The sequence below is a fragment of the Inhella proteolytica genome (genome assembly GCF_016093275.1).
Taxonomy (GTDB): domain Bacteria; phylum Pseudomonadota; class Gammaproteobacteria; order Burkholderiales; family Burkholderiaceae_C; genus Inhella; species Inhella proteolytica.
Genome location: NZ_JAEDAK010000019.1, coordinates 1 through 24,761 on the forward strand (window position 1 = coordinate 1; position 24,761 = coordinate 24,761).

Annotated in this window: 27 protein-coding genes; 17 read left to right on the plus strand and 10 right to left on the minus strand. The window is 69.5% G+C overall.

Translation table 11 applies throughout. The features are described from left to right. The 10 genes from I7X39_RS19940 to I7X39_RS19985 all read left to right on the plus strand — a co-directional run. A partial coding sequence (locus I7X39_RS19940; RefSeq protein ID WP_198112942.1) for a nitric oxide reductase activation protein NorD occupies positions 1-1,659 on the plus strand: 1,659 nt, incomplete at its 5' end. A 59-nt stretch (positions 1,660-1,718) separates the two neighbouring features. Then, positions 1,719-2,960, plus strand: coding sequence for a hypothetical protein (locus I7X39_RS19945; RefSeq protein WP_198112943.1), 1,242 nt, complete (start codon positions 1,719-1,721; stop codon positions 2,958-2,960). Positions 2,961-3,183: 223 nt separating this feature from the next. Next, a complete protein-coding gene (locus I7X39_RS19950; protein ID WP_198112944.1) occupies positions 3,184-3,762 on the plus strand; it encodes a hypothetical protein in 579 nt (192 codons plus the stop codon). A 51-nt stretch (positions 3,763-3,813) separates the two neighbouring features. Beyond that, positions 3,814-4,194 carry a DUF1801 domain-containing protein gene (locus tag I7X39_RS19955; RefSeq protein WP_198113014.1) on the plus strand — a complete coding sequence of 127 codons (381 nt, stop codon included), beginning with the start codon at positions 3,814-3,816 and terminating at the stop codon, positions 4,192-4,194. Positions 4,195-4,212: 18 nt separating this feature from the next. Beyond that, positions 4,213-4,698 carry a P-loop nucleotide/nucleoside kinase family protein gene (locus I7X39_RS19960; RefSeq protein WP_198112945.1) on the plus strand — a complete coding sequence of 162 codons (486 nt, stop codon included), beginning with the start codon at positions 4,213-4,215 and terminating at the stop codon, positions 4,696-4,698. An 83-nt stretch (positions 4,699-4,781) separates the two neighbouring features. Next, a complete protein-coding gene (locus tag I7X39_RS19965; RefSeq protein WP_198112946.1) occupies positions 4,782-5,081 on the plus strand; it encodes an antibiotic biosynthesis monooxygenase in 300 nt (99 codons plus the stop codon). Between the two features lie 65 nt (positions 5,082-5,146). Further along, complete coding sequence (locus I7X39_RS19970; RefSeq protein WP_198112947.1) at positions 5,147-5,314, plus strand: hypothetical protein; 168 nt, start codon at positions 5,147-5,149, stop codon at positions 5,312-5,314. 58 nt (positions 5,315-5,372) lie between these two features. Then, positions 5,373-6,287 carry a glutaminase gene (locus I7X39_RS19975; RefSeq protein WP_198113015.1) on the plus strand — a complete coding sequence of 305 codons (915 nt, stop codon included), beginning with the start codon at positions 5,373-5,375 and terminating at the stop codon, positions 6,285-6,287. A 55-nt stretch (positions 6,288-6,342) separates the two neighbouring features. Next, positions 6,343-6,948 (plus strand): DJ-1/PfpI family protein, encoded by a 606-nt coding sequence (locus I7X39_RS19980; RefSeq protein WP_198113016.1) that lies wholly within the window; start codon positions 6,343-6,345, stop codon positions 6,946-6,948. Between the two features lie 133 nt (positions 6,949-7,081). Then, a complete protein-coding gene (locus tag I7X39_RS19985) occupies positions 7,082-9,400 on the plus strand; it encodes a calcium-binding protein (RefSeq protein ID WP_198112948.1) in 2,319 nt (772 codons plus the stop codon). Positions 9,401-9,412: 12 nt separating this feature from the next. On the opposite strand, the gene I7X39_RS23845 is transcribed toward I7X39_RS19985, so the two are convergent. The 4 genes from I7X39_RS23845 to I7X39_RS20005 are packed head-to-tail and all read right to left on the minus strand — an operon-like array spanning position 9,413 to position 11,703. Beyond that, positions 9,413-10,342, minus strand: a complete 930-nt coding sequence (locus I7X39_RS23845; protein ID WP_375140807.1) for a GNAT family N-acetyltransferase — start codon at positions 10,340-10,342, stop codon at positions 9,413-9,415. Next, entirely contained in the window at positions 10,326-10,913 is a 588-nt protein-coding gene (locus I7X39_RS19995) for an SRPBCC family protein (RefSeq protein ID WP_198112949.1), read from the minus strand. The genes I7X39_RS23845 and I7X39_RS19995 overlap by 17 nt, the downstream gene beginning before the upstream one ends. A gap of 11 nt (positions 10,914-10,924) precedes the next feature. Continuing rightward, positions 10,925-11,377, minus strand: a complete 453-nt coding sequence (locus tag I7X39_RS20000; protein WP_198112950.1) for an SRPBCC domain-containing protein — start codon at positions 11,375-11,377, stop codon at positions 10,925-10,927. Next, positions 11,374-11,703: an ArsR/SmtB family transcription factor gene (locus tag I7X39_RS20005; RefSeq protein WP_198112951.1), complete on the minus strand. Its 330-nt coding sequence runs from the start codon at positions 11,701-11,703 to the stop codon at positions 11,374-11,376. The genes I7X39_RS20000 and I7X39_RS20005 overlap by 4 nt, the downstream gene beginning before the upstream one ends. Before the next feature lie 172 nt (positions 11,704-11,875). Here I7X39_RS20005 and I7X39_RS20010 point away from each other — a divergent pair, with 172 nt between their 5' ends. After that, the gene (locus tag I7X39_RS20010) at positions 11,876-12,325 is read left to right on the plus strand and encodes a YybH family protein (protein WP_198112952.1); all 450 of its coding nucleotides are present in this window, start codon (positions 11,876-11,878) and stop codon (positions 12,323-12,325) included. 33 nt (positions 12,326-12,358) lie between these two features. On the opposite strand, the gene I7X39_RS20015 is transcribed toward I7X39_RS20010, so the two are convergent. Continuing rightward, positions 12,359-13,231 (minus strand): hypothetical protein, encoded by an 873-nt coding sequence (locus I7X39_RS20015; protein WP_198112953.1) that lies wholly within the window; start codon positions 13,229-13,231, stop codon positions 12,359-12,361. A 15-nt stretch (positions 13,232-13,246) separates the two neighbouring features. On the opposite strand from I7X39_RS20015, the gene I7X39_RS20020 reads away from it, so the two are divergent. Next, positions 13,247-13,876 (plus strand): LysE family transporter, encoded by a 630-nt coding sequence (locus I7X39_RS20020; RefSeq protein WP_198112954.1) that lies wholly within the window; start codon positions 13,247-13,249, stop codon positions 13,874-13,876. Between the two features lies 1 nt (position 13,877). Next, entirely contained in the window at positions 13,878-14,495 is a 618-nt protein-coding gene (locus I7X39_RS20025; protein ID WP_198112955.1) for a glutathione S-transferase family protein, read from the plus strand. Here I7X39_RS20025 and I7X39_RS20030 read toward each other — a convergent pair. Further along, positions 14,480-14,977, minus strand: coding sequence for a GNAT family N-acetyltransferase (locus I7X39_RS20030; protein WP_198112956.1), 498 nt, complete (start codon positions 14,975-14,977; stop codon positions 14,480-14,482). The genes I7X39_RS20025 and I7X39_RS20030 overlap by 16 nt on opposite strands. Before the next feature lie 36 nt (positions 14,978-15,013). After that, complete coding sequence (locus tag I7X39_RS20035; protein ID WP_198112957.1) at positions 15,014-15,445, minus strand: potassium channel family protein; 432 nt, start codon at positions 15,443-15,445, stop codon at positions 15,014-15,016. A 194-nt stretch (positions 15,446-15,639) separates the two neighbouring features. Here I7X39_RS20035 and I7X39_RS20040 point away from each other — a divergent pair, with 194 nt between their 5' ends. Together I7X39_RS20040 and I7X39_RS20045 are read left to right on the plus strand one after the other, a co-directional pair. After that, complete coding sequence (locus tag I7X39_RS20040; RefSeq protein WP_198112958.1) at positions 15,640-16,881, plus strand: metal-dependent hydrolase family protein; 1,242 nt, start codon at positions 15,640-15,642, stop codon at positions 16,879-16,881. 130 nt (positions 16,882-17,011) lie between these two features. Continuing rightward, positions 17,012-17,422: an Imm10 family immunity protein gene (locus I7X39_RS20045; protein ID WP_198112959.1), complete on the plus strand. Its 411-nt coding sequence runs from the start codon at positions 17,012-17,014 to the stop codon at positions 17,420-17,422. A 716-nt stretch (positions 17,423-18,138) separates the two neighbouring features. On the opposite strand, the gene I7X39_RS20050 is transcribed toward I7X39_RS20045, so the two are convergent. Both I7X39_RS20050 and I7X39_RS20055 read right to left on the minus strand, forming a co-directional pair. Then, positions 18,139-19,059, minus strand: a complete 921-nt coding sequence (locus I7X39_RS20050; protein WP_198112960.1) for a LysR family transcriptional regulator — start codon at positions 19,057-19,059, stop codon at positions 18,139-18,141. A 32-nt stretch (positions 19,060-19,091) separates the two neighbouring features. Then, complete coding sequence (locus tag I7X39_RS20055; RefSeq protein ID WP_198112961.1) at positions 19,092-20,159, minus strand: hypothetical protein; 1,068 nt, start codon at positions 20,157-20,159, stop codon at positions 19,092-19,094. 142 nt (positions 20,160-20,301) lie between these two features. On the opposite strand from I7X39_RS20055, the gene I7X39_RS20060 reads away from it, so the two are divergent. Further along, complete coding sequence (locus I7X39_RS20060) at positions 20,302-20,991, plus strand: Crp/Fnr family transcriptional regulator (protein ID WP_198112962.1); 690 nt, start codon at positions 20,302-20,304, stop codon at positions 20,989-20,991. 721 nt (positions 20,992-21,712) lie between these two features. Here the strand turns inward: I7X39_RS20060 and I7X39_RS20065 are convergent. After that, positions 21,713-22,654 (minus strand): hypothetical protein, encoded by a 942-nt coding sequence (locus I7X39_RS20065; RefSeq protein ID WP_198112963.1) that lies wholly within the window; start codon positions 22,652-22,654, stop codon positions 21,713-21,715. A gap of 184 nt (positions 22,655-22,838) precedes the next feature. On the opposite strand from I7X39_RS20065, the gene I7X39_RS20070 reads away from it, so the two are divergent. Further along, entirely contained in the window at positions 22,839-24,743 is a 1,905-nt protein-coding gene (locus I7X39_RS20070; protein ID WP_198112964.1) for a TonB-dependent receptor plug domain-containing protein, read from the plus strand. Positions 24,744-24,761: the final 18 nt, after the last annotated feature.

The following is a 24,761-nucleotide window of genomic DNA, read 5'->3' on the forward strand; positions in this document are numbered from 1 at the left end:
GGCGGCCGCGCCCGCCTGGCCCAGGCCGCGCCGGTGCGGGTGGGCGGCGAGCGCGGGCTGTGGCAGCGCCTGGCCGGGGCCGGCACCCGCGCGCCCCTGGCCCAGCTGGACCCCGAGGTACTGGCCCTGCCCGAGCGCCTGGCGCGCTACCCGGAGCAGGCGCTGAACCGCGCGCTCTACCGCTGGCTGGCTGCACTGGCCTCGCAGCTGGATCCGAACGCCGGCTGGCTGCAGGGCAATCTGGCCGCCACCCGGCGCGTGCTGCACACCTTCCCCGGCCTGGCCGACACCTGGGAGCAGCTGCGCAGCGCCGAACTGGCGCTGCGCCGGCCCGAACCCGAATCGCCCGCCGAGGCCCAGCTGCGCGCCGCACTGCTCAGCGGCGAGGCCGAGGGCGAGCTCGACCCCGTGCTGCTGGCCCCGCTGTGGTGCTGGCTGCGCCCCATGCCCGCCGGCACGCCGGTGGCGCAGGCGCTTGAACCCGAGGCCGACCCGGCCGCCCGCGCCCGCCAGCAGACCCTGGCGCAGCGCCGCCGCGTGCAGCGCCAGGACGAGCTGCAGGCCAGCCGCGCGCCCCTCCTGCTGGGCTCCAAGACCGAGTGGCTGAAGACCTTCTCCGACCCCTTCCAGATCGACCGCGCGCAGGACGACCAGGACGATGGCGACGCCGACGTCGCCGCCGAGGAACTCGACACCCTGGTGCTGCAAAAGCAGGAGCAGAAGGGCAGCCTGGCCGCACGCGTGCGCTTCGACCTCGACCTGCCCGCCGCCAGCGCCGACGACCTCGTCGTCGGCGAAGGGGAATGGCTGCCCGAATGGCAGCCGCGCACCCAGAGCCTGCAGCCCCGCCGCGTGCTGGCCCAGGCCCTGCAGGCGCGCGACCCGCAGCCCTGGGCGCCGCAAGCCGCCCTGCGCACCCAGGCCGCCCAGCTGCGCCGCCGCCTGGAGCTGCAGCGCGCCGCGCCGCGCTGGCGCCGCGGCGAACGCGAGGGCGAGCAGCTCGACCTCGACGCCTGGGTGCGCCACGCCAGCCATCCCGTCGGCGTGGCCGCGGTGTACGAGCGCCGCGTGCGCGCCCAGCGCGAGCTGGCCAGCCTGCTTCTGGCCGACCTCTCGCTCAGCACCGACGCCCACGCCAACAACACCCAGCGCGTCATCGACGTCATCCGCGACGCGCTCTACTGCTTCGGCTCCGCGCTGAGCAGCAGCGGCGACGCCTTCGCCATGCTGGGCTTCAGCTCTGTACGCCGGCAGCTGCGCCTGCACGAACTCAAGGGCTTCGACGAACGCTGGAACGAGGCCGTGCAGGCGCGCCTGGGCGCGCTCAAGCCCGGCTACTACACCCGCATGGGTGCCGCCCTGCGCGCCGCGACCCGCCGCCTGCAGCAGCGGCCTGAGCGCCAGCGGCTCTTGATCTTGCTGACCGACGGCAAGCCGCACGACCTCGACGGCTACGAGGGCCGCTGGGGCCAGGAGGACACGCGCCAGGCCGTGCTGGAGGCGCGCGCCGCCGGGCTGCTGCCCTTTGCGGTGTCGATCGACGAGGCGGCGCCCGAGGTGTTGCCCGGGTTGTTTGGGGACGCGGGCTGGGCCTGGGTGCGGCGGCCGGAGGAACTGCCGGGGAGGTTGGCGGGGTTGTATGGGCAGTTGACGCGGTAGAAGCAGCATTTTCATGACCGTCCTCCCTCTAGAGTGCTCACCTACAGGGAGGAGGAGCAATGAAGGTTTGGGGCTTACGCAATGCGCTGCTGGCGTGTGTCGCAGTCTGCCTACCTCTGCCCGCCTGGTCCGACGTCCCGCTGGTCTTGGACTTCAAGAGTCTGCTCACCGTTGCTGCAGTTGCTCTTTCTGTCGCTGCGCTGTTGGCGGGCTATGTCAGTGCCCGACTGAAGGGCGTTGTCATAGCAGCCGCCTTGTTGCTGCTGCTTGCACTTGGTCTTCGTTACAGCCTCTTGCGGCACCAGGAGCAGCAGCGGCTTGACACGCTGGCGCTGATGCATGCGGAGCACTTGGCATGCACTGAACGAGTCAAGTCATACGCTTCTGTGACGGGAGCGCATGCAAATCGCATCTTCCTTCGCACGCCAGCAGAACAAGAGCTGAGGGCACTCGGGCTTTCTGTCGATGCCTCCACCTTGTCACCCCACGTGGAGATAGTGGAGCACTTTCCCGAACCACCCGATCCGGCGTCCTTGTACGTGGACCTCAGCAGGCTGAGAGAGGTTGTGCCAGGTACCGCCCATGCCGTCTTTGGCATGAAGCTGGTCGTGAGCGATGCGCGAGGGCAGGAACTTGGCAGCATGACGGACTACCAGGACAACAGCGGGAAATGGTGCGGCGGCCAAGTCTTGTCCGACTCCATCGAAGGCCTTATGCAGGCCTTGGCGGGGCGCACCCTTGGCCTTGGTTCACAGGCAAGACGAAGCCAGATTGCGGCGCCCGTATCGAGCCGCAAGGCCAAACTTCTCGCCACTGAACTCAAGCGTCATATTCAAAGTCTAGAACTGAAGGAAAGTGGGCGCGGATTGACGAGGCACGACCTTGAGCGCTTCGTTCCGCCGACAGCGCGATGTGAGTTCGGCAACACGACAGGCCCTTGGGGCTGCGCCCAGACCGAAGTCGACCGCAATCAGCTGTCGACGACCAATCTGCCTTACGGGCTGGTTCATGGTCAGCGCTGGCTGGTCGAGGCGGCAGACCGAATGTCCTATTTCCTGCGCTTGGAGGAGCGGGCCCTTGCCGGAAGACTGCTTCAGATCTGGCACATACAACTACCGCAGGAAGGCGAAGCAACCTGGGAGCATCGCTTCCTCATCAGCGCTGATTTCAGCGGCGAAGTGCTCAGGTTTCGGGTGGGATGGCGGCCCTGCGGCCTGCCCTATCGCCCGGATCGGGTGCAGCGCTGCTTCGAGCGCAGCGCTACCTATGAAGTGGAACTGCCGAAGCCGAATAGCCCATGAGCGCCCGCACTTTTTGCGACACCTGGAGCCGGTCAACAGCGCCAGCGGAGCCAGCTCAGCTAGGCAAGAGGGAAGCGGAGTACGAATTCATGGTCCTTGAAGTCCTGGCCAAACAAGGGCGGCTGTCCGACTGGACCCTGCAGCCCTCCAACGGGTGTGCCCAAGCGACTGGGCGCTGCGCAAGGCTTCTGCAACACCTGACACCGACCGAGGATCCGACACCATGAAACGCGCAAGCTTCTTGGCCCGCCTGGTTGCCCTCGGTTTGGCGGCAGGGCATCCGAGCGCGCCTGCCAGCCCCGCACCCTGCGCGGCAGCGCACTGCTGGCGGCGGCTCGCGAGCCGGCTGCCGGTGCGGCGCCTGCCCCTCAACCCGCAACAGCTGACGGGCGAATGGCACATGGCCGAGACCGAAAGCGACTTGTCAGGCAACACGCTCTACTTCTTCGCCGATGGGCGATTTGCCGCGTCCGAGTGGGCCGACATCCTGCCGGAGACCCTGACCGACCTCGGCCATTGGCGCATCGAGGAGAACGTGGTGTTCGTGTCCCCGGATCCGCGCGTTACCTGGACCACGCAGCGTGACCGGCGCTTCCTGCTGCTGGCGCTGCCGGGGGTGGGTGGGCCTGCTCGACTGCTGGGGCTGGACGACTCGTTGCAGTTCCTGGAGGAGAAGGGCTTCACCCTGGACTGGCTGCGCTTCCTGGCCTATCAGCGCGCACGCAGTTGGCCTGCCGGCCAAGCCAGCGCGGAATGGCAGCGGGTGATGCGGGCTTGGAGGCCCTCATTCTTTCGGTCTTAGCGCCGCGCAGCGGAGGGCCTATCGTGACGAACCTTGAGCCCCCTGTTGCCCATGACCGCCCGCAATCCAGCCCCCAACGACCCCCGAATCCAGCGACTGCTGTCCGACCTCCACCTCGTCAGCGCCGAACGCCATGACCTGCTCCAGCAGGTGCGCACGCTGGCGCTGGGGCTGGGCCCCGGCATCCGCGAGGAGCTGAAGTACGGCGGCATCCTGTTCGGTGCCGATGCGCATTTCTGCGGCCTGTTCGCCTACCGCGAGCATGTGTCGCTGGAATTCAGCGCCGGGGCTGCCCTGCCGGACGTTCATCGGGTGCTGGAAGGCGCGGGCAAGCTGCGCCGGCACATCAAGCTCCGCACGGCGGAAGATGTGGCGGCCAAGCAGGTGCGGCACTACCTGGAGCTGGCCCAACGCGCCAGCCTGGCCGGCTGAGCCAACGGGCATCAGGCCATGGCCACGCTCTACTTTCTCTGCGGCAAGATGGCCGCCGGCAAGACCACCCACGCCAAGGCCCTGGCCGCGCAGACGGGTGCGCTGCTGTTCGTACAGGACGCGCTGCTGGAAACGCTCTACCCCGGCGAGATCCTGACGCTGAAGGACTTCGAGCGCTGCGCGGGTCGGCTGCAGGCGGCGCTGGCGCCGCAAATCAAGGCCCTGCTGCGGCGTGGCCTCGATGTGGTGCTGGACTTTCCGGCCAACACCCTGAAGCAGCGTGCCTGGTTCCGCGAGCTGTTCGAAGCGGCCGGCGCAGCCCATGAGCTGCACTGGATCGACACCCCCGACGCGCTGTGCAAGCAGCAGCTGCGGCAGCGCAGCGCCCACCTGCCGCCCGGCACGCCTTGGACCAGCGAGGCCGAGTTCGATGCGGTCACGGCCTGGTTTCAGGCGCCCGACGCAGCCGAAGGCTTCCGCGTGGTGCGCTGCCCGCGAGCGTAGGCGCCGGGCCATCCAACGGGTGCACAAACCCCGCCGCGGTGGGAACATGGCCCCTCCACTCAGCAGCCAAGGAGGCTCGAATCATGGGTGCCTTCAACGTCGTGCGCTTCCGCGTCAAGCCGGGGCAGGAGCAGGCCTTCATCGATGCCCACCGCGAGTTGCAGCCGCAGTGGCAGGGCCTGCAGCGGGTGGTGATGCTCCGCACCGGCGAGCGCAGCTTCTGCCTGGTGGGTGAGTGGCAGGGCATGGAGCAGCTGGCGGCCGCGCGGCCGGCCATGATTGCCCAGCTGGACAAGATCCGCGGCCTGCTGGAAGAGCTGGGCGAGGGCCTGGGGGTGACCGATCCGGTGTCGGGCGAGGTGGTGCTGGAGCTGAAGGCCTGAGCGGCCTGCGGGCTCACGCCCGCCTCGACCCTTGCAACCAGGCGGGGTGGCTCCATCTGCGCCCGATGAACCTCAAGCTCAGCCTGCGCAAGCCGCTGTTCTATCTGCTGCTGCCGGTGCTGCTGGTGCTGTGCTTCGTCGGCTTTCCGCCGCCCTTTGCACCGCCGCTGCGCACGCGGCCGGCGCAGGAGCAGGTGGAGCCGATCGAGCAAGACGGACAGGCGCCGGGCTAGCCTGGCTTGCCGCACCGGCAAGGCCGGCCACCCACAATCCGGCCGCATGAGTTCGCGCATTGATTACGCCGCGGTGCTGCAGGAGATTGAGACCCGCGTGCAGCCGCTGATGGGCCAGGGCCAGGTGGCGCAGTACATCCCCGAGCTCGCGCGGGTGCAAGCCAGGCAGTTCGGCATGGCGGTGGTCACCTTGGACGGCCAGGTGTTCGAGGTGGGCGCGGCGCGGCAGCGCTTTTCCATCCAGAGCATCTCCAAGCTCTTCGCCCTGGTGCTGGCCCTGCAGCGCGTGGGCGAGCCGTTGTGGCAGCGCGTGGGCCGCGAGCCTTCGGGCAACCCCTTCAATTCGCTGGTGCAGCTGGAGCACGAGGCCGGCCGGCCGCGCAACCCCTTCATCAACGCCGGCGCGCTGGTGATCACCGACATCCTCTGCACCCGCTTCGCGGTGCCGGAGAACGCGGTGGTCGAGTTCCTGCGGCTGCTGGCCGGCGAGGCCGAGATCCATTACGACCGCCGCGTGGCGCGCTCGGAGCTGGGCCATGCGGACCGCAACGCGGCGATGGCGCATTTCATGAAGAGCTTCGGCAATCTGCACAACCCGGTGGAGCGGGTGCTGGATGCCTACTGCCGCCAATGCGCCATCGAGATGAGCTGCGTGGAGCTGGCGCGCGCGGTGGGCTTTCTGGCCAACCGCGGCTGCCTGCCCGGCACGGCCACGCGCATCCTGGACGAGAGTCCGGCCAAGCGGCTCTCCGCCCTGATGCTGACCTGCGGCACCTACGACGCCGCGGGCGACTTCGCCTTCCGCGTGGGCCTGCCGGCCAAGAGCGGCGTGGGCGGTGGCATCGTGGCCCTGGTTCCGGGCGAATGCGGGGTGTGCGTGTGGTCGCCCGCGCTGGAGCCCTCGGGCAACTCGCTGGCGGGCTCGATGGCGCTGGAGTGGTTCACCACCTTGACGGGGCGATCGCTGTTCTGAACCGCCGGGGCCTCTGAAGATCGCCCCGGCTTCCACCTCATGCCCCATGCCCCCCATGCACATCGCCATCCTCACCTTTGAAGGCTTCAACGAGCTCGACTCCCTGATTGCCCTGGGCGTCCTGAACCGCGTCAAGCAGCCCGGCTGGCGTGTCACGCTGTGCTGCCCCGCGCCCACCGTCACCTCCATGAACGGCGTGACCGTGCACGCGCAGTCGCGGCTGGATGCGCTGCCGACGGCCGATGTCGTGCTGGTGGGCAGCGGCGTCAAGACCCGTGAGGTGGTGGCCGATGCCACGCTGATGGCCCAGCTGCGCCTGGACCCGCGGCGCCAGCTGATTGGTGCGCAGTGCTCGGGCGCCCTGATCCTGGCCAAGCTGGGCCTGCTGGATGCGGTGCCGGCCTGCACCGACCTCATCACCAAGCCCTGGGTTCAGGAGGCCGGCGTGGAGGTGTTGAACCAGCCCTTCTTCGCCGCCGGCAATGTGGCCACCGCGGGCGGCTGCATGGCCTCGCAGTACCTGGCCGCCTGGGTCATTGCCCGCTGCGTGGGACGGGACGCCGCCGCCGCCGCCCTGCACTACGTGGCCCCGGTAGGAGAAAAGGAAGAGGCGGTGGCCCGCGCCTTGAAGCACTTGAGCCCCTTTCTCGAGCCGGCCTGAGCCTCGATCAACGAACGAAACAAGGCCGCCAACAAAGGCAACCGAGCGCAAGCCGCATTGAAACCGGCACTTTCCACACTGACTCCCATCAACAACCTGCCGCCCCAAGCGCGGCGTTTGAACGGAGCAGACGATGGCAAGCATTCTGATTGGCGAAGGCGGCGGCGACACCAACGAACCGGTCACCTCGGTCCCCTTCACGATCAATAACAACGGCGCCCCCGCCACGGCGATGCGCCAGCTGCCCAGCACCAAGCTGGGTCAGTTCGACAACGTCTTCATCGGCTCGGCCAGTGCCGAGGCGATCAGTGCCGAGGCCGGCAACGACACCGTCTACGCCGGCGAAGGCGACGACTGGGTGGACGGCGGCATCGGCAACGACACCCTCTACGGCCAGGGCGGCCACGACGACCTGCGCGGCGGCGCCGGCAACGACAAGCTGTACGGCGGCACCGGCAACGACGTGCTCAATGGCGGCGCCGACGCCGACCAGCTCTACGGCGGCGCGGGCGACGACCTCTACCTTGTGTACGGCGCGATGGACAGCCTGACCGAAGTGGCCGGCGAGGGCTGGGACACGCTCTACACCGACGTCAACCACGTCACCCTGCCCAGCCACATCGAACGCCTGGTGGCGGACGTGAACAAGCTGATCGGCAACGCCTACTTCACCGGCAACGCGGCCAGCAACGAACTCATCGGCGGCAACGGCAACGACGTGCTGGATGGCGGCCTGAGCGCCGACCGCATGATGGGCGGCCTGGGCAACGACATCTACCGCGTGGACCATCTGGGCGACGAGGTGATCGAGGGCCCGAACGCGGGCTTTGACACGGTGCAGACCACGCTGGCCGAGTACTACCTGGATTCCTCCGTGGAGAACCTGAGCTTCATGGGCCAGGCCCCGGCGGGCGGCTTCAAGGGCATTGGCAACCCGCTGGACAACCAGATCAGCGGCAGCAGCGCCGACGACGAGCTCTACGGCGCGGGCGGCAACGACCTGCTGCTGGGCGGCGCCGGCGCCGACTACCTGGCCGGTGGCACCGGCAACGATGTCTACGACGTCGACAACCTGGGCGACTGGACCTTCGAGATGCCCAATGAGGGCACCGACACCGTGCGCGCCAATATTTCCGGCGTGGTGCTCAACTCCAACGTGGAGAACCTGGAGTTCTTCGTCACCCTGAACGCCAACGGCCAGGTGCTGGGCGATGTGCGCTTCAAGGGCACCGGCAACAGCGCGGCCAACGTCCTCACCGGCTGGAGCCTGGAAGACGAGCTGCGTGGCGCCGACGGCAACGACACCCTGCGCGGCCTCGACGGCAACGACTTCCTGGACGGCGGCAGCGGTGAAGACCTGCTGGACGGCGGCACCGGCGCCGACACCCTGTACGGCGGCCTGCACAACGACACCTACATCGTCGACAACGTGGGCGACGTCGTGCTGGAGAACTTCAACGGCGGCACCGACACCGTGCAGACCACGCTGACCGCGCTGAGCCTGAACGACAACCAGGGCACCGTGCCCTTCTCCTTCGTCGAGAACCTCACGGCCATCGGCGGCCAGGACTTCACCGGCACCGGCAACGCGCAGGTCAATGTGCTGCGCGGCGGCAGCGGCGCCGACAGCCTCTACGGCATGGGCGGCAACGACCATCTGTATGGCGGCGCCGGCAACGACCTGCTGGACGGCGGCAGCGGTGCCGACCTGATGGCCGGCGGCCCCGGCAACGACCGCTATGTGATGGACAACCCCGCCGACCTGGTGGCCGAGGCCGATGGCGAAGGCAGCTGGGACATGGCCTTCACCACCCTGGCCGATGCCACCGTGCCCCTGAACGTGGAAGAACTGGTGTTCACCAACGAGGCGGCCCACACCGCCCACGGCACGGCCGATGGCGAGCGCATCACCGGCAATGCCGGCAGCGACACCTTCTTCGGCATGGAAGGCAACGACACCCTGCTGGGCCAGGGCGGCAACGACTTCCTGTACGGCAACATGGGCAACGACAGCCTGTGGGGCGGCAACGGCGACGACGTGCTGCTGGCCGAGCATGGCAGCGACTGGCTGCGCGGCGAGGACGGCAAGGACTACCTGGACGGCGGCATGGGCCATGACAGCCTGTGGGGTGGCGCCGGCGCCGACACCTTCGCCTGGACCTACATCGCCGCCATGAAGGGCGACCAAGACCGCGTGCTCGACTTCCAGCAGGGCCAGGACAAGCTGAACTTCAGCGCCATCGACGCCAAGCCCGCCATGGCCGGCGACCAGGCCCTCGCCTTCGTGGTGCAGGGCGCCTTCACCGGCGGCGGCCAGGGCAGCGTGCGCTACGAATGGGCCGACAACAGCACCTGGGTGCAGGTGGACGCCGACGGCGACGGCAGCATGGACCTGAACATCGAGCTGGTGGGCCAGACGATCTTCCTGGGCCTGGCCGATCTGGGGCTGTAAGAGCGCCCCGGCTCAGGCGGATCGGGCCGTGGCCCGATCCGCCGCGAGCATCTGCTTCATGCCGGCATGGCTGGCCACGAAGCCCAGGCGCTCGTAGAAGCGCTGGGCCGCCGGCCGGCGGGTGTCGGTGGTGAGCTGGGCCAAGCCGCAACCCTGAGCCGCCGCCAGGCGCAGCGCTTCAAGCACCAACTGCCTGCCCAGGCCCTGGCTGCGGTGGGCCCGGGCTACCCGCACGCTTTCGATCTGCGCCCGCCACTGGCCGCACTGGCTCAGGCCCGGCAGTTCGCTGAACTGCAGCATGCCGCGCAGTTCGCCCTCCTGCTCCAGCACCAGCACGCCATGGCGCGGATCGCGGGCGATGGCGGCCCAGGCCTTGGCATATGGCTGCAGTTGCGCAGGGTTTTCACGTCGGGCGCCCAGTTCGTCGTCGGCCAGCAGAGCCACCAGGGCGGGCAGGTCTTCGGGGCGAGCCCAGCGCAACGGGGCTCGGGGCTGCGGCCGCCAGGGCTCGGCCTGCTCCAGCGCTTGCTTGCACAGGGTCAGGGCTTCGCCCCAGCCGCAGGCATTGCGCATCAGCGCGCGCCGGCCCGCTGCGTCGTCGGCAAAGCCGTGCTCTTCCAAATGCACGCGGCTGCCCTGTGGGTGCGCGGCCACCCGGATGTCCACGCGGGTGCGCTGGCCGCTGGGGTGCCAGGTAAAGGCGAAGTGATGCGGCGACTGATAGGCCAGCACCTCGCCCTGGTCTTCCGAATCCTCTTCATCCGGCCCCCAGCCGCGCCAGCGCCAGTGAATGCGCCCGCCCACCCAGGGCTGCAGCTCGGACCCTGTGGTGAACCAGGCATCCAGCCCCGCCGCGCTGGCCAGCGCGGCAAACACCCGCTCGGGCGCCGCGAGGATTCGCAACGCGTGCTCGATCTGGGCCGGCTCAGGACTTGGCCGCACGCTCGGCCTCCGCCTTCAGGCGCGCCAGCCAGGGCGTCCAGTCGATGGGCTTGGCTTCGGCAAAGCGGCGGTTCAAATTGCCCAGCACGAAGCTCCAGGCCTTGCCGAAGTAGGCGCGCGCCTCGTCCCATTGGCCGCCGCTGCCCCAGCCCAGATGGCTGAGCGTGACGCGCGTGCGGCCCTCGCCCAGCGCTTCGAAGCGCACGATCACCACCGTGCGCTGCGCGCGCACCTCGGGCAGATGGGGCGGGGCGTTCCACTCGAAGCTCAGCATCTGCTCGGGCTGCAGGGCCAGCAGGCGCAGTCCATCGGCACCGCGCTGGCCCTCGGGCATGTAGGGGTTGAAGTGGATCTCGAACAGGCCGCCGGGGCGCGGGTCGATGCGCGCGTCGGGCGCGAAGAAGCTGCGCAGGCCCTCGCGCGTGGTCCAGGCCTGCCACAGCTCGGCCGGCGAGGCCGCCACCTCGGTACGGTGTTCGATCAGCGGTTCCGCGGCACGCAGCAGGGGCGCGGCCAGCAGCAGGCCCAGCAGCGAACCCCGCAACAGCAGGCGATGCATCCAGTGCGTCATGGCCACACTCCTCACGCCGCCTGCGCGGCCTGCTGGAACAGCGCCAGCACCCCGACCCAGCCGCCTTCGTAGCCCTCGTGCATGGCGGCGGCCTGTTCGCCTGCCGCCTCCCAGCCGCCATGCCAGAGCAACAGCGCGCAGCCGCCGTCGGGCAGGGCTTCGAAGCACACAGAGACCTGCGTGGCCTGCTCCACCGGGCGGGTGGGGTGCCAGGTCATCGCGAAGTGGTGTGGCGGTGCCCAGGCGGTGAGCGTGCCCCACACATGCTCCTTGCCGTCCTTGCCGGTTTCCAGCACACGGCCGCCGACATGCTCTTCGAAGCGCACGTCTTCACCGCCGCCCTCGCCGCAGGCATGGGTGGCCAGCGGCCACCAACGCCTCATCTGGCGCGTGAACAGGTCGAACGCGGCTTCGACATCCAGCGCCACTTCGATGCGCTTCTCAACCGGGGGCAGGGCACTCATCGCTTGCTCGCTTTCTTTGGGCTCGTGTTGTTGGCCACCAGGGCGAAGCGCGCCAGCGCGCGCTCCCACATGCGGTTCAGTTCGTCGCGCAGTGCTGCAATCGCGTCGGGTTGCAGGCTGTAGACATTGCGGGTGCCCTCGCTGCGGAAGGCCACCAGACCGCAGTCCTCCAGCAGGCGCAGATGCTTGGACACCGCCGGCCGGCTCACCGGCAGCTGCGCCGCGATGTCGCCCACCGAATGCTCACCATCCAGCAGCAGGCGCACGATCTGCTCGCGGGTTGGGTCGGCCAGGGCCACCATCAGGGCATTGCTGTCGTACTTCATGGCTGTTGCGCTGTCTTTAGGTAACCTGTGGGTTACTGTAGCCATATGGTTACGCAATGGCAAGCCCACGTGCAGACGGTCTTTGCGCGGACGGTGCGAGCGCTCAGCGTGACTTGGGTCAGCCTGGGCTGAGCCGGGGCAGCATCGCGGGCCTTCCTGAACGGAGCCCGCGATGCTGCGCTTTGTGCCCGCCCTGGTCTTCTCCCTGTTCACGCTCAGCGCCCAGGCACAAGCCCCGGCCAGCATGGCGCTGCCCCCCGAGTTCGAGCAACTGCTGCGCCAGTACGAGACGGCCTGGCGTGGCAAGGACCTGGACGCGCTGGTGGCGCTGTTCGAACCCCAGGGCTACGCGCTCTCCAGCGAGCAGCAGCCGGTGCAGGGGCGGGCCGCCATCCGCGCTCATTACGCCCCGGTGGCCGGCGGGCCGCTGAGCCTGCGTGCCTTCGCCGTCGAACGCTCGGGCCCGCTAGCGGTGCTGCTGGGCGCCTACCGCTACGGCCCGGGCCCGGCGGACCAGGGCAAGTTCACCCTCACCCTGCGGCAGGACGCCCAGGGGCAATGGCGCATCCTCTCCGACATGGACAACGGCAACACCCCGCCCCCGCGGCGCGCGGCGGGCTGAGGCTGCAGGCCACGGCGCCCTGCTGCGGCCTGTTCACGGGGAATGAGGCTTCACGCCCAAGCGGTCTCGCAGTTGCCTGGCCTTGCCCAGCAGATCCGACCGGGCCGCGGCACGCGCCTGCGGCTTGGCTTCGGCAAACGCCCGCAGGCTGTCCTCCATCGCCACAAAGTCGGCCGCCAGGCGGCCTTCCTCGGGGGAGCTGGTTGTGCCACTGAGGACGGCCCCGCGGACCCAATGACTGGCGTGGTGCCGGGTGCCATCTGGCACAAGCTCCGGCTCCGTCGCTGGCGCCACCTTCAGCAGCACGGCCTCGCAGGTCTCCGCAACCAGCGTGCCGGTCTCCGGATCCAGGGTGGCCACCTCGGTCCGCACGTGGGCGCGAACGCGCTTGAGCGTGGCAGTCCGTCTTTCCGGCCCGATGGCATGGCTGCGCTTCCTGGCATGCGCCCCATCCATCTGACGAAACATCGCATGCCACAGCGAATCCTTGAGGGTGCGACTGATCACGGTGAAGGACCCATCGTCCGCCTTCAGCATGAAGACGGCGCGCTCCGGCTCACGGGGAGGGATGGAGAGCATCTGGCACAGGCGAAAGACGTCGTTTCGCAGCAGCTCCCGCCGCAGCCGCAGCTCGTAGGGCGAGGGCTCATCGAAGGCGGAAAGTACGCCCGATTCGGGCCGCAGGCCGTCTGCGCCGGCGGGCAGGACCCAGGCCAGCAGACCGAGCGTCATCCAGTGAAGGGTGGGGTGCATCGCGCCGATCATGCCCGCGACGTGGCAAGCCCGGGGCAAGGGGGAGCCGGCAAAGCCCATTCCTCGATGCCTTGCAGAAGCCGCAAAGCCCTGTTGCAGCGGAGCGGCTTTCGCGCCGCATGCTTCGGCGCGATGCTGCGCGGCCTCGTTCACCCCACCCCCGCGCCCATGCTCGCCTCCCTGCTGACCCTCTGGCTGCTCTACGTGGCGCTGATGCTCAGCCCGGGCGTCAACCAGTTGCTGGTGAGCCAGCTGGCGGCCAGCGGCCAGGCGCGCAGCGCGCGCTGGGCCGGCCTGGGCGTGGCAGCCGGCGCAGGGCTGTGGGCCAGCACCGCCGCACTGGGCCTGGGCAGTGCCCTGCAGGCCCTGCCGGCGCTGCGCCTGGCGCTGCAGCTGGGTGGTGGGCTCTACCTGTTGCACCTGGCGCGCGGGCTGTGGCGCAGCGGCCTGCGCACGCCAGGCCAGCCGGCCGCGCCGCTCAGCCGCGGCCGGGCCTTTGCGCGCGGCCTGCTTACCAATCTGGGCAATGTGAAGGCCGCCCTGTTCTTTGCCAGCGTGTTCGTGGCCGTGTTGCCCGCCGACGCCGGCGCAGCCGGCCTGGCTGCCGCCGTGCTGCTGGTCACGCTGACCTGCGCCGCCTGGTACCTGCTGCTGGCGCGGGGCCTCTCCATGCCCGCCGTGCGCGCCGCCTACCAACGCGCCAGCCGCTGGCTCGCGCGCGGCAGCGCCCTCATCATGGGCGGCCTGGGCCTGAGCCTGCTGGCTGCCGCCTTCCCTCTGGTTCAAACCGGGAGCTGACGTGTTGAAGATTCTTGGCCGTGTGTCCTCCATCAATGTGCGCAAGGTGCTGTGGACTTGCGCCGAGCTGGAGCTGCCCTTCGAGCGCGAGGACTGGGGCGCGGGCTTCCGCTCGCCCCAGGAGCCGGCCTTCTTGGCGCTGAATCCGAACGCTCAAATACCCGTGCTGGTGGATGGCGACTTCACGCTCTGGGAGAGCAACAGCATTTGCCGCTACCTGGCCGCACAGTACGGCGCCGGCCGCCTGCTCCCGCAAGAACCGCAGGCACGCGCCCGCGTGGAGCAGTGGATGGACTGGCAGGCCACCGACCTGAACACCAGCTGGCGCGTGCCCTTCATGGCCCTGGTGCGCGGCCAGCCCACGGCGCCGGAGGCCTTGCAGGCCGGCGTGGCCAGCTGGAACCGCCAGATGGCCATCCTGGACGCCCAGCTGGCGCGCAGCGGCGCCTTCGTGCTGGGCGCCGAGTTCACGCTGGCCGATGTGGTGCTGGGCGTTTCCGCGCTGCGCTGGCAGCGCGCGCCCATGGCGCATGCCGAGCTGCCGGCGGTGCAGGCCTATCTGGCGCGCTTGGCGCAGCGGCCGGCCTTCGTGGCGCAGGGGGATCAGGGACAGGCCTGAGCGGCCGGGCCCGTGCTGCGACGCCACCCGTACTTCAGGTCCTTGAGCCCCCATGTGGGCTCGAAGCCCTCTTCCAGCACCTCGAAGCCATGGCGCTCGTAGAACGCGCGGGCGACGGCGTTTTGCTGGAAGGTGTACAGCCACAGGCTGCCGGCGGATTGCGCCTTCGCCCAATCCAGCAGGAGGCTGCCCACGCCCAGACGCTGGCAATCCACCCGCACATAGAGCTGATTGACCGACTCCGCCGACGCCGCGATGAAGCCGACCAGCTGCCCGGCCGACAAGGCCAGTTGCACTTCGTACTGGGGCAGCACCGCGTCCAGGAAAAACTGCCGCTGCTCCTGGAGCGGATGGGGGTCCGTCACCCCGACGCCCGCTTCGAAGCTGGCACGCCACATGGGAATCAAGGCATCCAGCCAGGCCGCGCTGTAAGGCACCTGCTGCAGCGCCAAGTTGGAGAGAGCAGGGCGGGTTGATGTCATGCGCGGGGATCCTTTCCGCGGATTGTCTGGTGAGCCCTACTGCGAGCCGGGGCCCCAGAAGCGCTCCATGGCCAGGTAGGTGAAGGAAGCCGACCAGCCGATCAGCAGCAGGCCATTGAGCGCCTCGATGCCCGCCAGCAACCTCACCGCCCCCACCGGCGCCAAGTCGCCAAAGCCCAGCGAGGTATAGGTCTCGGCGGAGAAGTACAGGCAGTTCGCGAAGCTGAACGGGGTGTTGCCGCTCAGCTCACCGGCACCCAGCCAGACCACCAGGCCGTAGAACGCGATGGCGTACAGCAGCATTTCCGCCGCATGCGCAACGAAGGCGACAAGGATGACGACCACCAGCTTCAGCCGGCCCGCGATGCGCAGCGTCGGCAAGCCGTAATTGAGGGCCCGCAGAGCCTCGTAGTGGATCAGCGTGGTGGCCACCACGAGCAGTGCACAGATCAGCGCGACCAGGGGCATGGGAAGAGAGGCTTCAGGTTGCGGAGGGGCGCACAGGCTCAGGCCCGAACACCAACCCGTCGGCAGGGCGGGCAACAGGCCGCCGGGCACGCCAGCATGGCGCAAATGGGGGCAAAGCGGCGCAAGTCAATGCGGCCGCGCCACAGCGGCGCCGGGCAGCTACGCTGCGCCACCCCACCCAGGAGCGCCCGACCATGCATTCCCTGCTGTTCAAGAACGCCCGCATCTTTGACGGCACCAGCGCCGACTGCGCCGAGGGCCAGTGGCTGCGCGTGGCCGATGGCCGCATCCAGGAGATCTCCGCCCAGCCGCTGCAGGCCCCCGAAGGCACCCGTGTCATCGACGTCGCCGGCCGCACGCTGATGCCGGGCCTGATCGACGCCCATGTGCACGCCTTCGCCAGCGACGTGGCGGTGGCGCGCATCGAGGCGGTGGGCGAGGCCTACCGCACGGCGCATGCGGTGCGCATGCTCGGCCACGCGCTGGACTGCGGCTTCACCACCGTGCGCGACATCGGCGGCGGCAACTACTCGCTCTACAAGGCCGCCGCCGACGGCCTGTTCCGCGCCCCGCATTTCCACTATGCCGGCAAGATCCTCTCGATGACCGGCGGCCATGGCGACATGCGCCAGATCGAGCAGACGCCGCGCTACGCACCGGCCTGCGCCTGCGTCGAGGCCAATATGTTCTCGGTGATGGCCGATGGCGTGGACGAGTGCCTGAAGCAGGCGCGCGAGCAGCTGCGCCAGGGCGCGCATTGCATCAAGCTGATGGGCTCGGGCGGCGTGGCCTCACCCACCGACCCGATCTGGATGAACCAGTACCGCGAGGACGAGATCCGCGCCATCGTGGGCGAATGCGAGGCACGCCGCAGCTATGCCGCCGCCCACTGCCACCCGGCCAGCGCGGTGCGCCGCTGCGTCGAGTACGGCGTGCGTGCCATCGAGCACGGCACCCTGATCGACGCGGAGACCGCCGCCTTCGTCGCCGCGCGCGGCGCCTACATCGTGCCGACGATGGTCATCATTCACGCCCTGGTGGAAATGGGCCGCGAGCTCGGCTTTCCGGCGCAGAGCCAGGAGAAGGTCGAGCTGGTGGCTCAGCAGGCCATCTCCGGCCTGGACCTGATGCGCAGCGCTGGCGTCAAGGTGGTGTTCGGCACCGACCTGCTGGGCAGCACCTACACCCAGCAATGCCGCGAGTTCACGCTGCGCGGCCAGGTGTTCACGCCGCTGGAACTGCTGCGCCAGGCCACCAGCACGGCGGCCGAGATGATGCTGATGCAGGGCCAGATCGGCTGCGTACAGGTGGGCGCACAGGCCGACCTGATCGTGGTGGATGGCGACCCGCTGCGCGACATCGGGTTGCTGGCGGCGGATGGGCGGAAGCTGGGGTGCGTGGTGCGGGGTGGGGAGGTGATTCGGAGTGATCGGTGAGGTCTGTGCGGACCAGGCGCTGCAAGCCAGCAATGCTTGCCCTGTGACGCTCATACCCACGCGGGTGCCCTGAACTGGTGCCCAAATTCTGAGTAGCGCTCGGCATCGATCTGATTGAGGGCCCTTTGGCATGACAGTGTTTGCATTCCAAGCCTCGTGCGTGGTGAACCGGCATCCAGATGGTGAATGCCACCTGGTTGGCTTCGCGGACCATGAACGGGACACCAAGACGTATCTCATGCTTCAGCGTTCCTTTGAGGAGGATGAGCAGGACGTCGAACTTGGCATGAACACCTATTACGTCGAGTGGTGCGGTCAGGAGCGTTCTGGCTATGGTGGTGTGGCGAAGTTCACCCTCAAGCGCGGCCTGGCTGAGTTGACCTTTCGGCCCGAAATGGCCATCGCGCTTGGTGGCATCAAGCATCTGTCCATAGGCTTTCAGCTCTCTGCTGATGAGTGGGACGCTCTCCAAGAGGCGCTGAAGTGCATCTTCTTCGGCAGCGGATGCCTCGAGATTGCCGACGAAAAACATCAGCAATGAGAGCAGTACAGCGGTAAGGCTGTCTGGCGGCACTGGCAAGAGCCCGCCGGGATTTCGTCCCGGCAGCCGACTCCCTTTCTTGCTCGTGCAAGAAAGGAAGCAAAGAACACGGCCCCGATTCCGGCGCCCGGCCTGCGGCCGGGTCCCCTGCGCTGCGCGAAATGCTGGGCCGGCCCAAAACTCGCTGCGTTCGCTTCGCTCACTCCGCTCAGACAGTTGGGCCGAGTCAGTTGGGTGGGCGTGCGTGCCGCACGCCGCCCAGCATTTCTGTGCTGCTCGGCACCTGCATAGGGGCAGCAGCCAAACAGCCAACAGCCGAATACCGAACAGCCCGGACTTCAACCCTTGCACCGTTTCCCGGCTGCTGGCTGTTCGGCTGTTGGCTGCTCGCCCTTCGTAGCTGCCGAGCAACACAGCGGCTTGGGGCGCGCGCGCAGCGCGCATCCACTTCTGGCCCAGGGCGGCCGTTCAAACGGAGTGAGCGAAGCGAACGCAGTGCGTTCCGCCCTGCAGCCCCAAGGCGCGAGCAGCGCAGGGAATCCCCGGCCGCAGGCCGGGGACAGTGGAGCGGGCGCGTGTTCTTTGCCTACTTTCTTGCACGAGCAAGAAAGTAGGTCGGCTGCCGGGACGACATCCCGGCGGGCTCTTGCTAGTACAACCCAAGGCCCTTCATCGCACCGACCCGGATTGATCTGAGGCATCGCACAGTTGCAGGCTCAGGCCGCTCCTCCCAGCCCCAACTCCCGCCCAAACCACCCCTCCCAATGCTCCACGCAAGCCTTCAGCTTGGCGCTGCGCTGGCGCGGCCGCGCGTACAGCGCGTAGAGGGTGAGCTGCTGCGGCTCGACGAACTCGGGCAGCACGGGCAGCAGGCGTTGGCGGTTGGTCAGCAGCTCGGCGCCCACCAGGGTGGACAGCCGCCCGATGCCCAGACCCTGCAGCACCATCTCGGCCAGCAGGCTGGCATCGCCACTCTGCCAATGGCCCTGCACCGCGCGCTGCACGCGCTGGCCGGCGATGACGAAGGGCCATTGGTTCAGGTGCGGGGCGGCGCTGTTGGTGATGAGGCGGTGTTCCGCCAACTCGTCCGGGTGCGCGGGCAGGCCGAAGCGCTCGGCATAACTGGGCGCGGCGTAGAGCGCGCGGCGCAGCGGGCCCAGGGGCCGCGCCACCATGGCCTCGGGCGGGCTGCTGCTGGAGCGCAGCGCGATGTCGATGCCTTCGCGCACCAGGTCCAGCTCGCGGTCGGAGACCACCACATCCACCTGCAGCTCGGGGTGGCGCTCGGCCAGCGCGCCCAGGCTGGGGATGACGAGGTGCCGTGCCACCAGGGTGCTGGCGGTGACGCGCACCAGGCCACGCACGCGGCCGCTGCGGTCGGCGAACTCGGACTGCAGGGCCTCCAGCGCCTGGTGGATGCGCTGGCCATGGGCCAGAAAGCTTTCGCCCTCGGGCGTCAGGCTCAGGCCCTGGGTGGAGCGGTGCACGAGCTTGGCGCCGCAGGCCTGCTCGATGCGCGTGAGCGAGCGCGAGATCTGGCTCACCGGCACCTCGCGCTCGCGCGCCAGGGCCGTCAGGGTGCCCAGTGCGGCCAGGCGTGCGAACAGGCGCAGGTCGTCGAATGCCAGCTCTTCCATGGCGCGGGATCGTACGCAGGGCCGGGTGCCGCCTAGCGGCAACCCGCCTGCTGCGACCACACGGCGGCCAGGCCGAGATCGCTCATCACGCCTTTGGCGTCAAGGAAGTACAGATGCTGGTCCGTGGCCGACACGCCGACATAACTGCCGCTGCCGCTGTAGGCGCGGTAGTAGTAGGGCGCCGCCCGCTGGGAGGCCGCGCGGCGCGGCGTGAGCAGGCTGGGGTATTGCTCCTCGCCCCAGTTCAGCAGGCAGTCGGTCTCGGCGTTGCCGAAGCTTGATGAACTGCGGGCCAGCACGCCGGCATAGGCGGCCAGCGCCGCCTCGACGTTGGCGCTGTTGAGCATGAAGCCGCCATGGTCGCCATTGGGGTCGTCGATGAAGAGCTGCACCTGGGCACCGTAGCCCGTGACCCAGCTGCGCGCGGCCTCCATGCCGGGGCAGCCGTTGACGCTGGGGTCGGGGTCCTTGCGCCCGCAGTACATCGCCCAGGCCATGCCGGCAAAGGGTTGGGGGCCATAGGCGCCGGCCACGATCTGCTGGTTGGGCGGGTAGTTGGCGGCCACCCCGCCGGCGTTCGACAGCACCAGGCCGAAGTAGCGCTGGCCGCTGCCGGCCTGGCGGTCCAGCGCCACCATGGCGTAGCTGTTGGCCGAGCCGCGCGAGAAGCCGTTGAAGAACACCGAGCCGGTGCGCACGGCCTTGGCCTGCAGCTGGCTGGCGAGCAGCGGGTACATGGCCTCGGGGCGGTAGTAGTCGTCGATGCCCTCGCCGGCACCGAACCACCATTGCAGGGCGAGGATGGCGTAGCCGTACTTCTGCGCATAGGGCTGCCAGAGCACGATGCCCTCGTGCGCCCAGCCGTCATGCCCGCTCAGCGGCACGATGACGCCGGCCTTGCCGCTCCAGCCGCTGGGCTGCCACCACATCGTGAAGGACTTGTTGTCGCTGGTGGCGCGGATCTCGGTGCCGAGCTGCACGGCCGTGGCGTAGCGCTGCGGGTCGCGCGCCTGGGCCAGGGCTTGCAGGCTGGCCGAATCGGCCAGGGCGGCGGCCGGCAGCAGCAGGGCCGCAGCCAGCAGGTGATGGAGGGTGCGCATGGGCTGAGTGTGCGGAACTGGGCCGCTGGATGCAAAGCCTGCCGGCCCGGCGGGGGGCGAAGCCGGACGGGTTTGACCGGCGTCAAGCCCACCCACCGCTGCAGGCTTGAACATGCAGCTTGTAACCGCCGCAGCCCCCGCCATGCTTGAAGCCCGCCCCTTTGACATCCCGCGCTTTCTGGGCCGCCAGCCGCTGTTCAGCGCCATCGAGCCGGTGGCGCTGGAGCGCCTGGCCGCCAGTTGCCAGCTGCGCCGGCTGGAGCGCGGCGCCATGGTCTTCCATGTCGGCGACCCCTGCGAGAACTTCTGGATCACCGTGGTGGGCCAGGTGCGGCTGTATGTCATCGCGCCGAACGGCAACGAAAAGGTGATCGAGCTGATCGGCCCTGGCGGCAGCTTTGCCGAGGCCCTGATGTTCCTGGGCAAGCCCTGCCTGGTGAATGCCCAGGCCCTGGCCGACACCACCTTGCTGAGCGTGCCGCGCCAGGCGGTGCTGGACGAGCTGGAGGCCGACCCCAAGTTCGCCATGCGCATGCTGGCGGGCCTGAGCCGGCGCCTGCATGGCCTGGTGGCCGATGTGCAGGCCTATGCGCTGCAGTCGGGCATCCAGCGCGTCATCGGCTACCTGCTGCGCGGTGCCGGCGATGAGGAGGCCGAGCTGGTGGTGTCGCTGCCGGTCAGCAAGGCCACGCTGGCCTCGCGCCTGTCGCTCACGCCCGAGTATTTCTCGCGCGTGCTGCGCGAGCTGGAAGACGGCGGCCTGATCCGCGTGGACCGGCGCGACATCCACATCCTGGATCCGCAGCAGTTGGCGAATTACCAGGCGGGCTGAGCGCTTGATCCACAGCCCGCAGGGGCTTCACCCCTGCACCCGAGTTCCTATGCTTTGCTTCGCCAAAGAAAAGGAACCAAAAGAAAGGCGACCCCGATGCCTACGCCCCTGCCTGCGGCTGGGGTGCCCTGCGGTGCGCGAAGAGCGGGCCCAGGCGCAAAACTCACTGCGTTCGCGGAGCTCACTCCGTTCAGACAGTTGCGCCAAGTCAGAACACGAGGCGCGCTGACGCGCGCGGGCCCGCTCTTCTGTGCTCCTCGGCTTGGCATAGGGGAGGCTGCCAAACAGCCAACAGCCGAATACCGAACAGCCCAAGCTTCAACCGTTGCGCCGCTTCCTGGCTGTTCGGCTGTTGGCTGCTGCCCCTATGCGCTGCCGAGAAGCGCAGCTTGGCTGGGCAGCGTGCGAAGCACGCGTTCCCATCTGACTCGGCCCGACTGTCTGAGCGGAGCGAACGCAGTGAGCGCAGCGAGTTTCGGGCCGGCCCAGTCAAGCGAGCACCTGAGGCCGGACACAAACAGCCCATGCGGGCTGTTTGTGCCTGCCGAAGGACAGCGCCTCTGGCGCTAGCGGCGGGGACCCCTTGGCAACGCCAAGGGGCTGCGCATCGGGGCTTGACCTTTTGGTTCCTTTTGGGTCAAGCCAAAAGGAACTCGGCTGCCGGGACGAATTCCCGGCGGGCTATACCGATCCACGTACAGAACTACAGAAGCTCGCGCCCTCAGCCCCCCGCCTCTGCGAACAACAGCGCCTGCGCCCGCGGCGCGCTGCGCAGCCCGAGCCAGCGCTCCTGCACCAGCCCCAGCAAGCCCTCCGCCGCCAGCAGCTGCTCCAGCTGCGGCAGCGCCAGCTCGCGTGGCGCGCCCAGGCTGATCCACAGGCGTGCGTCGGCCTCACCGGCGGGGCTGAGCACCTGCACGTCCACCACGCCGGCGTGGCGCGCCAGCGTGGCGCGGTGCGCCGGCGTGAGCGCTTCGCGCAGCCAGGCGTTGGCCACCGGCTGGTGCTGGCTGCGGTGCGGCGGCGCCAGGCCCAGGGCCTGCAGATCGCCCGCGCCCTGCCAGTGGCGCAGGCGGGTCAGCACCTCGCGTTCGCTGCGGCCCAGTTCCACGGCCACGGCCTGGAAGGGGTGGGCGCACAGCGGCAGCCCCCCTTCGAGGCGCTGCGCCAGCGCGGGGTCGGTGCAGGGGCCGTCGGGGGCGCTGCAGCAACACACCGGGCAGGGCGGCGCGGGCAGGCTTAGCCAGCGCAGGGCCGGGCCCCAGGCCTGCTGCAGCAGCTCGCGCTGGGCCTGCAGGCTGGCGGCGCTGCGCGCCTGCAGCTCGAAGTGCAGGGTGCATTGCGCGGTGCCGGGCACGGGCTCGGCCTGCTCGATCCAGGTGCAGCCCGGCAGCGCGGCCAGGCGGCGCAGCGCAGCGGCTTCGTCGGCTTGCGGCAAGCGCAGGCGGGCGCGCAGGCGCCAGGCGCTCAGGCGCTCGGCCCAGTGCACGCGCGGGCCCTGCAGCGCGCCCTGGCGCTGCAGCTGCTGGCATTGGCTGAGCAGCTCGCGCAGGCTCGCCCCGGTCTGGCGTGCCAGTTCCTGGAAGGGCGAGGCCTGCAGCGGAAAACCCTGCCGCCAGCCTTGTTGAAGGGCCTGTCCCAGGCCCGCGCACACACTGCTCATGGTGGCCCCGATGCTGACCAGCACGCGGCGCCGCGGCCTTGACCCGCTTCAAACTTTTGCGAGCAAACGGCGGCGTGTTGATGCAGCGCAAGGCCGGCCCGCACGGCACGCGAAATTGAAGCGCTTCAAGGCCCGCCAGGCCTTCGGCGCGCAGGCTACGGGTCACCACTTGAACCCAAAGACCATGCGATTCGCCCTCACTCCCCTCGCCCTGCTGCTGGCCACCTCGCCCCTGCTGGCCCAGACCACCACCCTGCCCGTCGTGGTCGTCAGCGCCACCCGCCATGCCCTGCCCCTGGCCGAGGCGCCCGCCGCCATGACGGTGCTGGGCAGCGAACAGATTGCCGAGCGCGGCACCGAGAACCTGCTGCAGGCCTTGCGCGCCGAACCGGGCGTGAGCAGCTTCGGCCGCCCGATCGGGGGCCGCAAGGCCCTGGCCCTGCGCGGCATGGACCCGCGCCACACGCTGATCCTGGTGGATGGCAAGCGCATCGCCGCCAGCGACGGCTTGGTGGGCGCCTCGGACTTCCAGCTCGACTGGACCGGTGCGCAGGACATCGAGCGCGTGGAGGTGGTGCGCGGGCCGATGTCGGTGCTGTACGGCGCCGAGGCCCTGGGTGGCGTCATCAACGTCATCACCAAGCCGCTGCCGGACCAGCTGCAGGCGCAGGCGCTGCTGGAAGGGCGCGAGGGGGCGCGCGGCGGCTCCGGCCACCGCGCCCAGGCCAGCCTGCGCCTGCCGCTGTTCGAGGGCCTGCGCGCCGGGCTCTCGGTGAGCGACAGCCGCCGCGAAGCCAGCCCGAGTGCCGACGACCCGCGCCTCACGGCCGTGGAAGGCCGCCATCCGCGCGAGACCGCGCTGCGCCTGGAGGCCGAACCGCTGAAGGGCCAGCGCTTCCTGCTGGATGCCCGCTACCAGGACGAGGAACGCTGGCTGGACACACGGGAGCGCAGCGGCCAGCGCCGCTACCACCAAAGTCTGCACTGGCTCGAACGCCGCCATGCCGCCCTGGCCTGGGAAGCGGACTGGGGCGGTTGGGACAGCCAGCTGCGCGCCTACGCCACCGAGCTCGGCGTCAGCAACCTCAAGACCAATGGCGTGGCCTCGCTGCGCCCCAACACCCTGAACGACCGCGTGCTGGAGGGCCAGCTGCACGGCGCCCTGGGGGGCAGCCAGCAGCTCACCACCGGCTTCGAGCTGCGCCGCGAGCAGCTCGACAACGCCGGCCTGCCCGGCGGCCAGGCCGAGGCCGAACACCGCGCGCTGTTCGCGCAGTGGGAGGGCGCGCCGCTGGCCGCGTTGAAGCTCACCGCCGGCCTGCGCACCGACCACCACGAGCGCTTTGGCAGCGAGCTCAGCCCGCGTGTCTACGCGGTGTGGCGCGCCGCGCCGGAGTGGGTGGTGAAGGGCGGCTACGGCCACGGCTTCAAGGCCCCCACGCTCAAGCAGATCGACCCGCGCTACCGCGAGGACGAGGGCCCCAACACCTACCTGGGCCGGGCCGATTTGCGCCCCGAGGTGAACGACAACTGGGAGCTCGGCCTGGCCTGGGACGGCGCGCAGTTTGGCGCCTCGGCGATGGCCTTTCGCAACCGCATCACCGACCTCATCACCCCACGCCTGATCAGCGGCACGCCGCTGCGCGGCACCTACCAGTTCGAGAACCTGGACCGCGCCCGCCTGCAAGGCCTGGAGGCCGCGCTGGCCTGGCGCAGCGGCGTCTGGCAGCTGCAGCTGCACCAGACCTGGCTGAGCGCCCGCGACGGCCAGGGCAACTGGCTGGACAAGCGCGCCCGCCGCACCGCCGGCCTGCGCGCCGACTACCGCGCCGCGCAATGGAGCGCCGGCCTGGCCTGGGAGAGCCAGCAGGGCCTGCACCTGGCCAGCACCGTGGCCGGCCAGCCGCCGCAGCGCGTGGCCACGGTCAACCTCGTCAACCTGCACGCCAGCTGGCAGCTGCACCCCAAGCTGCGCCTGCGCGCCGGGCTGGACAACGCCACCGATGTGCGCCTGGCCGCCAAGTCCCCGCTGTTCAGCTACGAGGAACTGCCGCGCACCTGGCGCCTGGGGCTGGAGGTGCGCTGGTAAACCCGGGGGGACAATGCC

Excerpts from the sequence above, each read along its gene's own strand:
- I7X39_RS19945 (WP_198112943.1), top strand. The coding sequence starts at position 1,719 with ATGAAGGTTTGGGGCTTACGCAATGCGCTGCTGGCGTGTGTCGCAGTC.
- I7X39_RS19950 (WP_198112944.1), top strand. The coding sequence starts at position 3,184 with ATGAAACGCGCAAGCTTCTTGGCCCGCCTGGTTGCCCTCGGTTTGGCG.
- I7X39_RS19955 (WP_198113014.1), top strand. The coding sequence starts at position 3,814 with ATGACCGCCCGCAATCCAGCCCCCAACGACCCCCGAATCCAGCGACTG.
- I7X39_RS19960 (WP_198112945.1), top strand. The coding sequence starts at position 4,213 with ATGGCCACGCTCTACTTTCTCTGCGGCAAGATGGCCGCCGGCAAGACC.
- I7X39_RS19965 (WP_198112946.1), top strand. The coding sequence starts at position 4,782 with ATGGGTGCCTTCAACGTCGTGCGCTTCCGCGTCAAGCCGGGGCAGGAG.
- I7X39_RS19970 (WP_198112947.1), top strand. The coding sequence starts at position 5,147 with ATGAACCTCAAGCTCAGCCTGCGCAAGCCGCTGTTCTATCTGCTGCTG.
- I7X39_RS19980 (WP_198113016.1), top strand. The coding sequence starts at position 6,343 with ATGCACATCGCCATCCTCACCTTTGAAGGCTTCAACGAGCTCGACTCC.
- I7X39_RS19985 (WP_198112948.1), top strand. The coding sequence starts at position 7,082 with ATGGCAAGCATTCTGATTGGCGAAGGCGGCGGCGACACCAACGAACCG.
- I7X39_RS19995 (WP_198112949.1), bottom strand. The coding sequence starts at position 10,913 with ATGACGCACTGGATGCATCGCCTGCTGTTGCGGGGTTCGCTGCTGGGC.
- I7X39_RS20000 (WP_198112950.1), bottom strand. The coding sequence starts at position 11,377 with ATGAGTGCCCTGCCCCCGGTTGAGAAGCGCATCGAAGTGGCGCTGGAT.
- I7X39_RS20005 (WP_198112951.1), bottom strand. The coding sequence starts at position 11,703 with ATGAAGTACGACAGCAATGCCCTGATGGTGGCCCTGGCCGACCCAACC.
- I7X39_RS20010 (WP_198112952.1), top strand. The coding sequence starts at position 11,876 with ATGCTGCGCTTTGTGCCCGCCCTGGTCTTCTCCCTGTTCACGCTCAGC.
- I7X39_RS20020 (WP_198112954.1), top strand. The coding sequence starts at position 13,247 with ATGCTCGCCTCCCTGCTGACCCTCTGGCTGCTCTACGTGGCGCTGATG.
- I7X39_RS20030 (WP_198112956.1), bottom strand. The coding sequence starts at position 14,977 with ATGACATCAACCCGCCCTGCTCTCTCCAACTTGGCGCTGCAGCAGGTG.
- I7X39_RS20035 (WP_198112957.1), bottom strand. The coding sequence starts at position 15,445 with ATGCCCCTGGTCGCGCTGATCTGTGCACTGCTCGTGGTGGCCACCACG.
- I7X39_RS20040 (WP_198112958.1), top strand. The coding sequence starts at position 15,640 with ATGCATTCCCTGCTGTTCAAGAACGCCCGCATCTTTGACGGCACCAGC.
- I7X39_RS20045 (WP_198112959.1), top strand. The coding sequence starts at position 17,012 with ATGACAGTGTTTGCATTCCAAGCCTCGTGCGTGGTGAACCGGCATCCA.
- I7X39_RS20050 (WP_198112960.1), bottom strand. The coding sequence starts at position 19,059 with ATGGAAGAGCTGGCATTCGACGACCTGCGCCTGTTCGCACGCCTGGCC.
- I7X39_RS20055 (WP_198112961.1), bottom strand. The coding sequence starts at position 20,159 with ATGCGCACCCTCCATCACCTGCTGGCTGCGGCCCTGCTGCTGCCGGCC.
- I7X39_RS20060 (WP_198112962.1), top strand. The coding sequence starts at position 20,302 with ATGCTTGAAGCCCGCCCCTTTGACATCCCGCGCTTTCTGGGCCGCCAG.
- I7X39_RS20065 (WP_198112963.1), bottom strand. The coding sequence starts at position 22,654 with ATGAGCAGTGTGTGCGCGGGCCTGGGACAGGCCCTTCAACAAGGCTGG.
- I7X39_RS20070 (WP_198112964.1), top strand. The coding sequence starts at position 22,839 with ATGCGATTCGCCCTCACTCCCCTCGCCCTGCTGCTGGCCACCTCGCCC.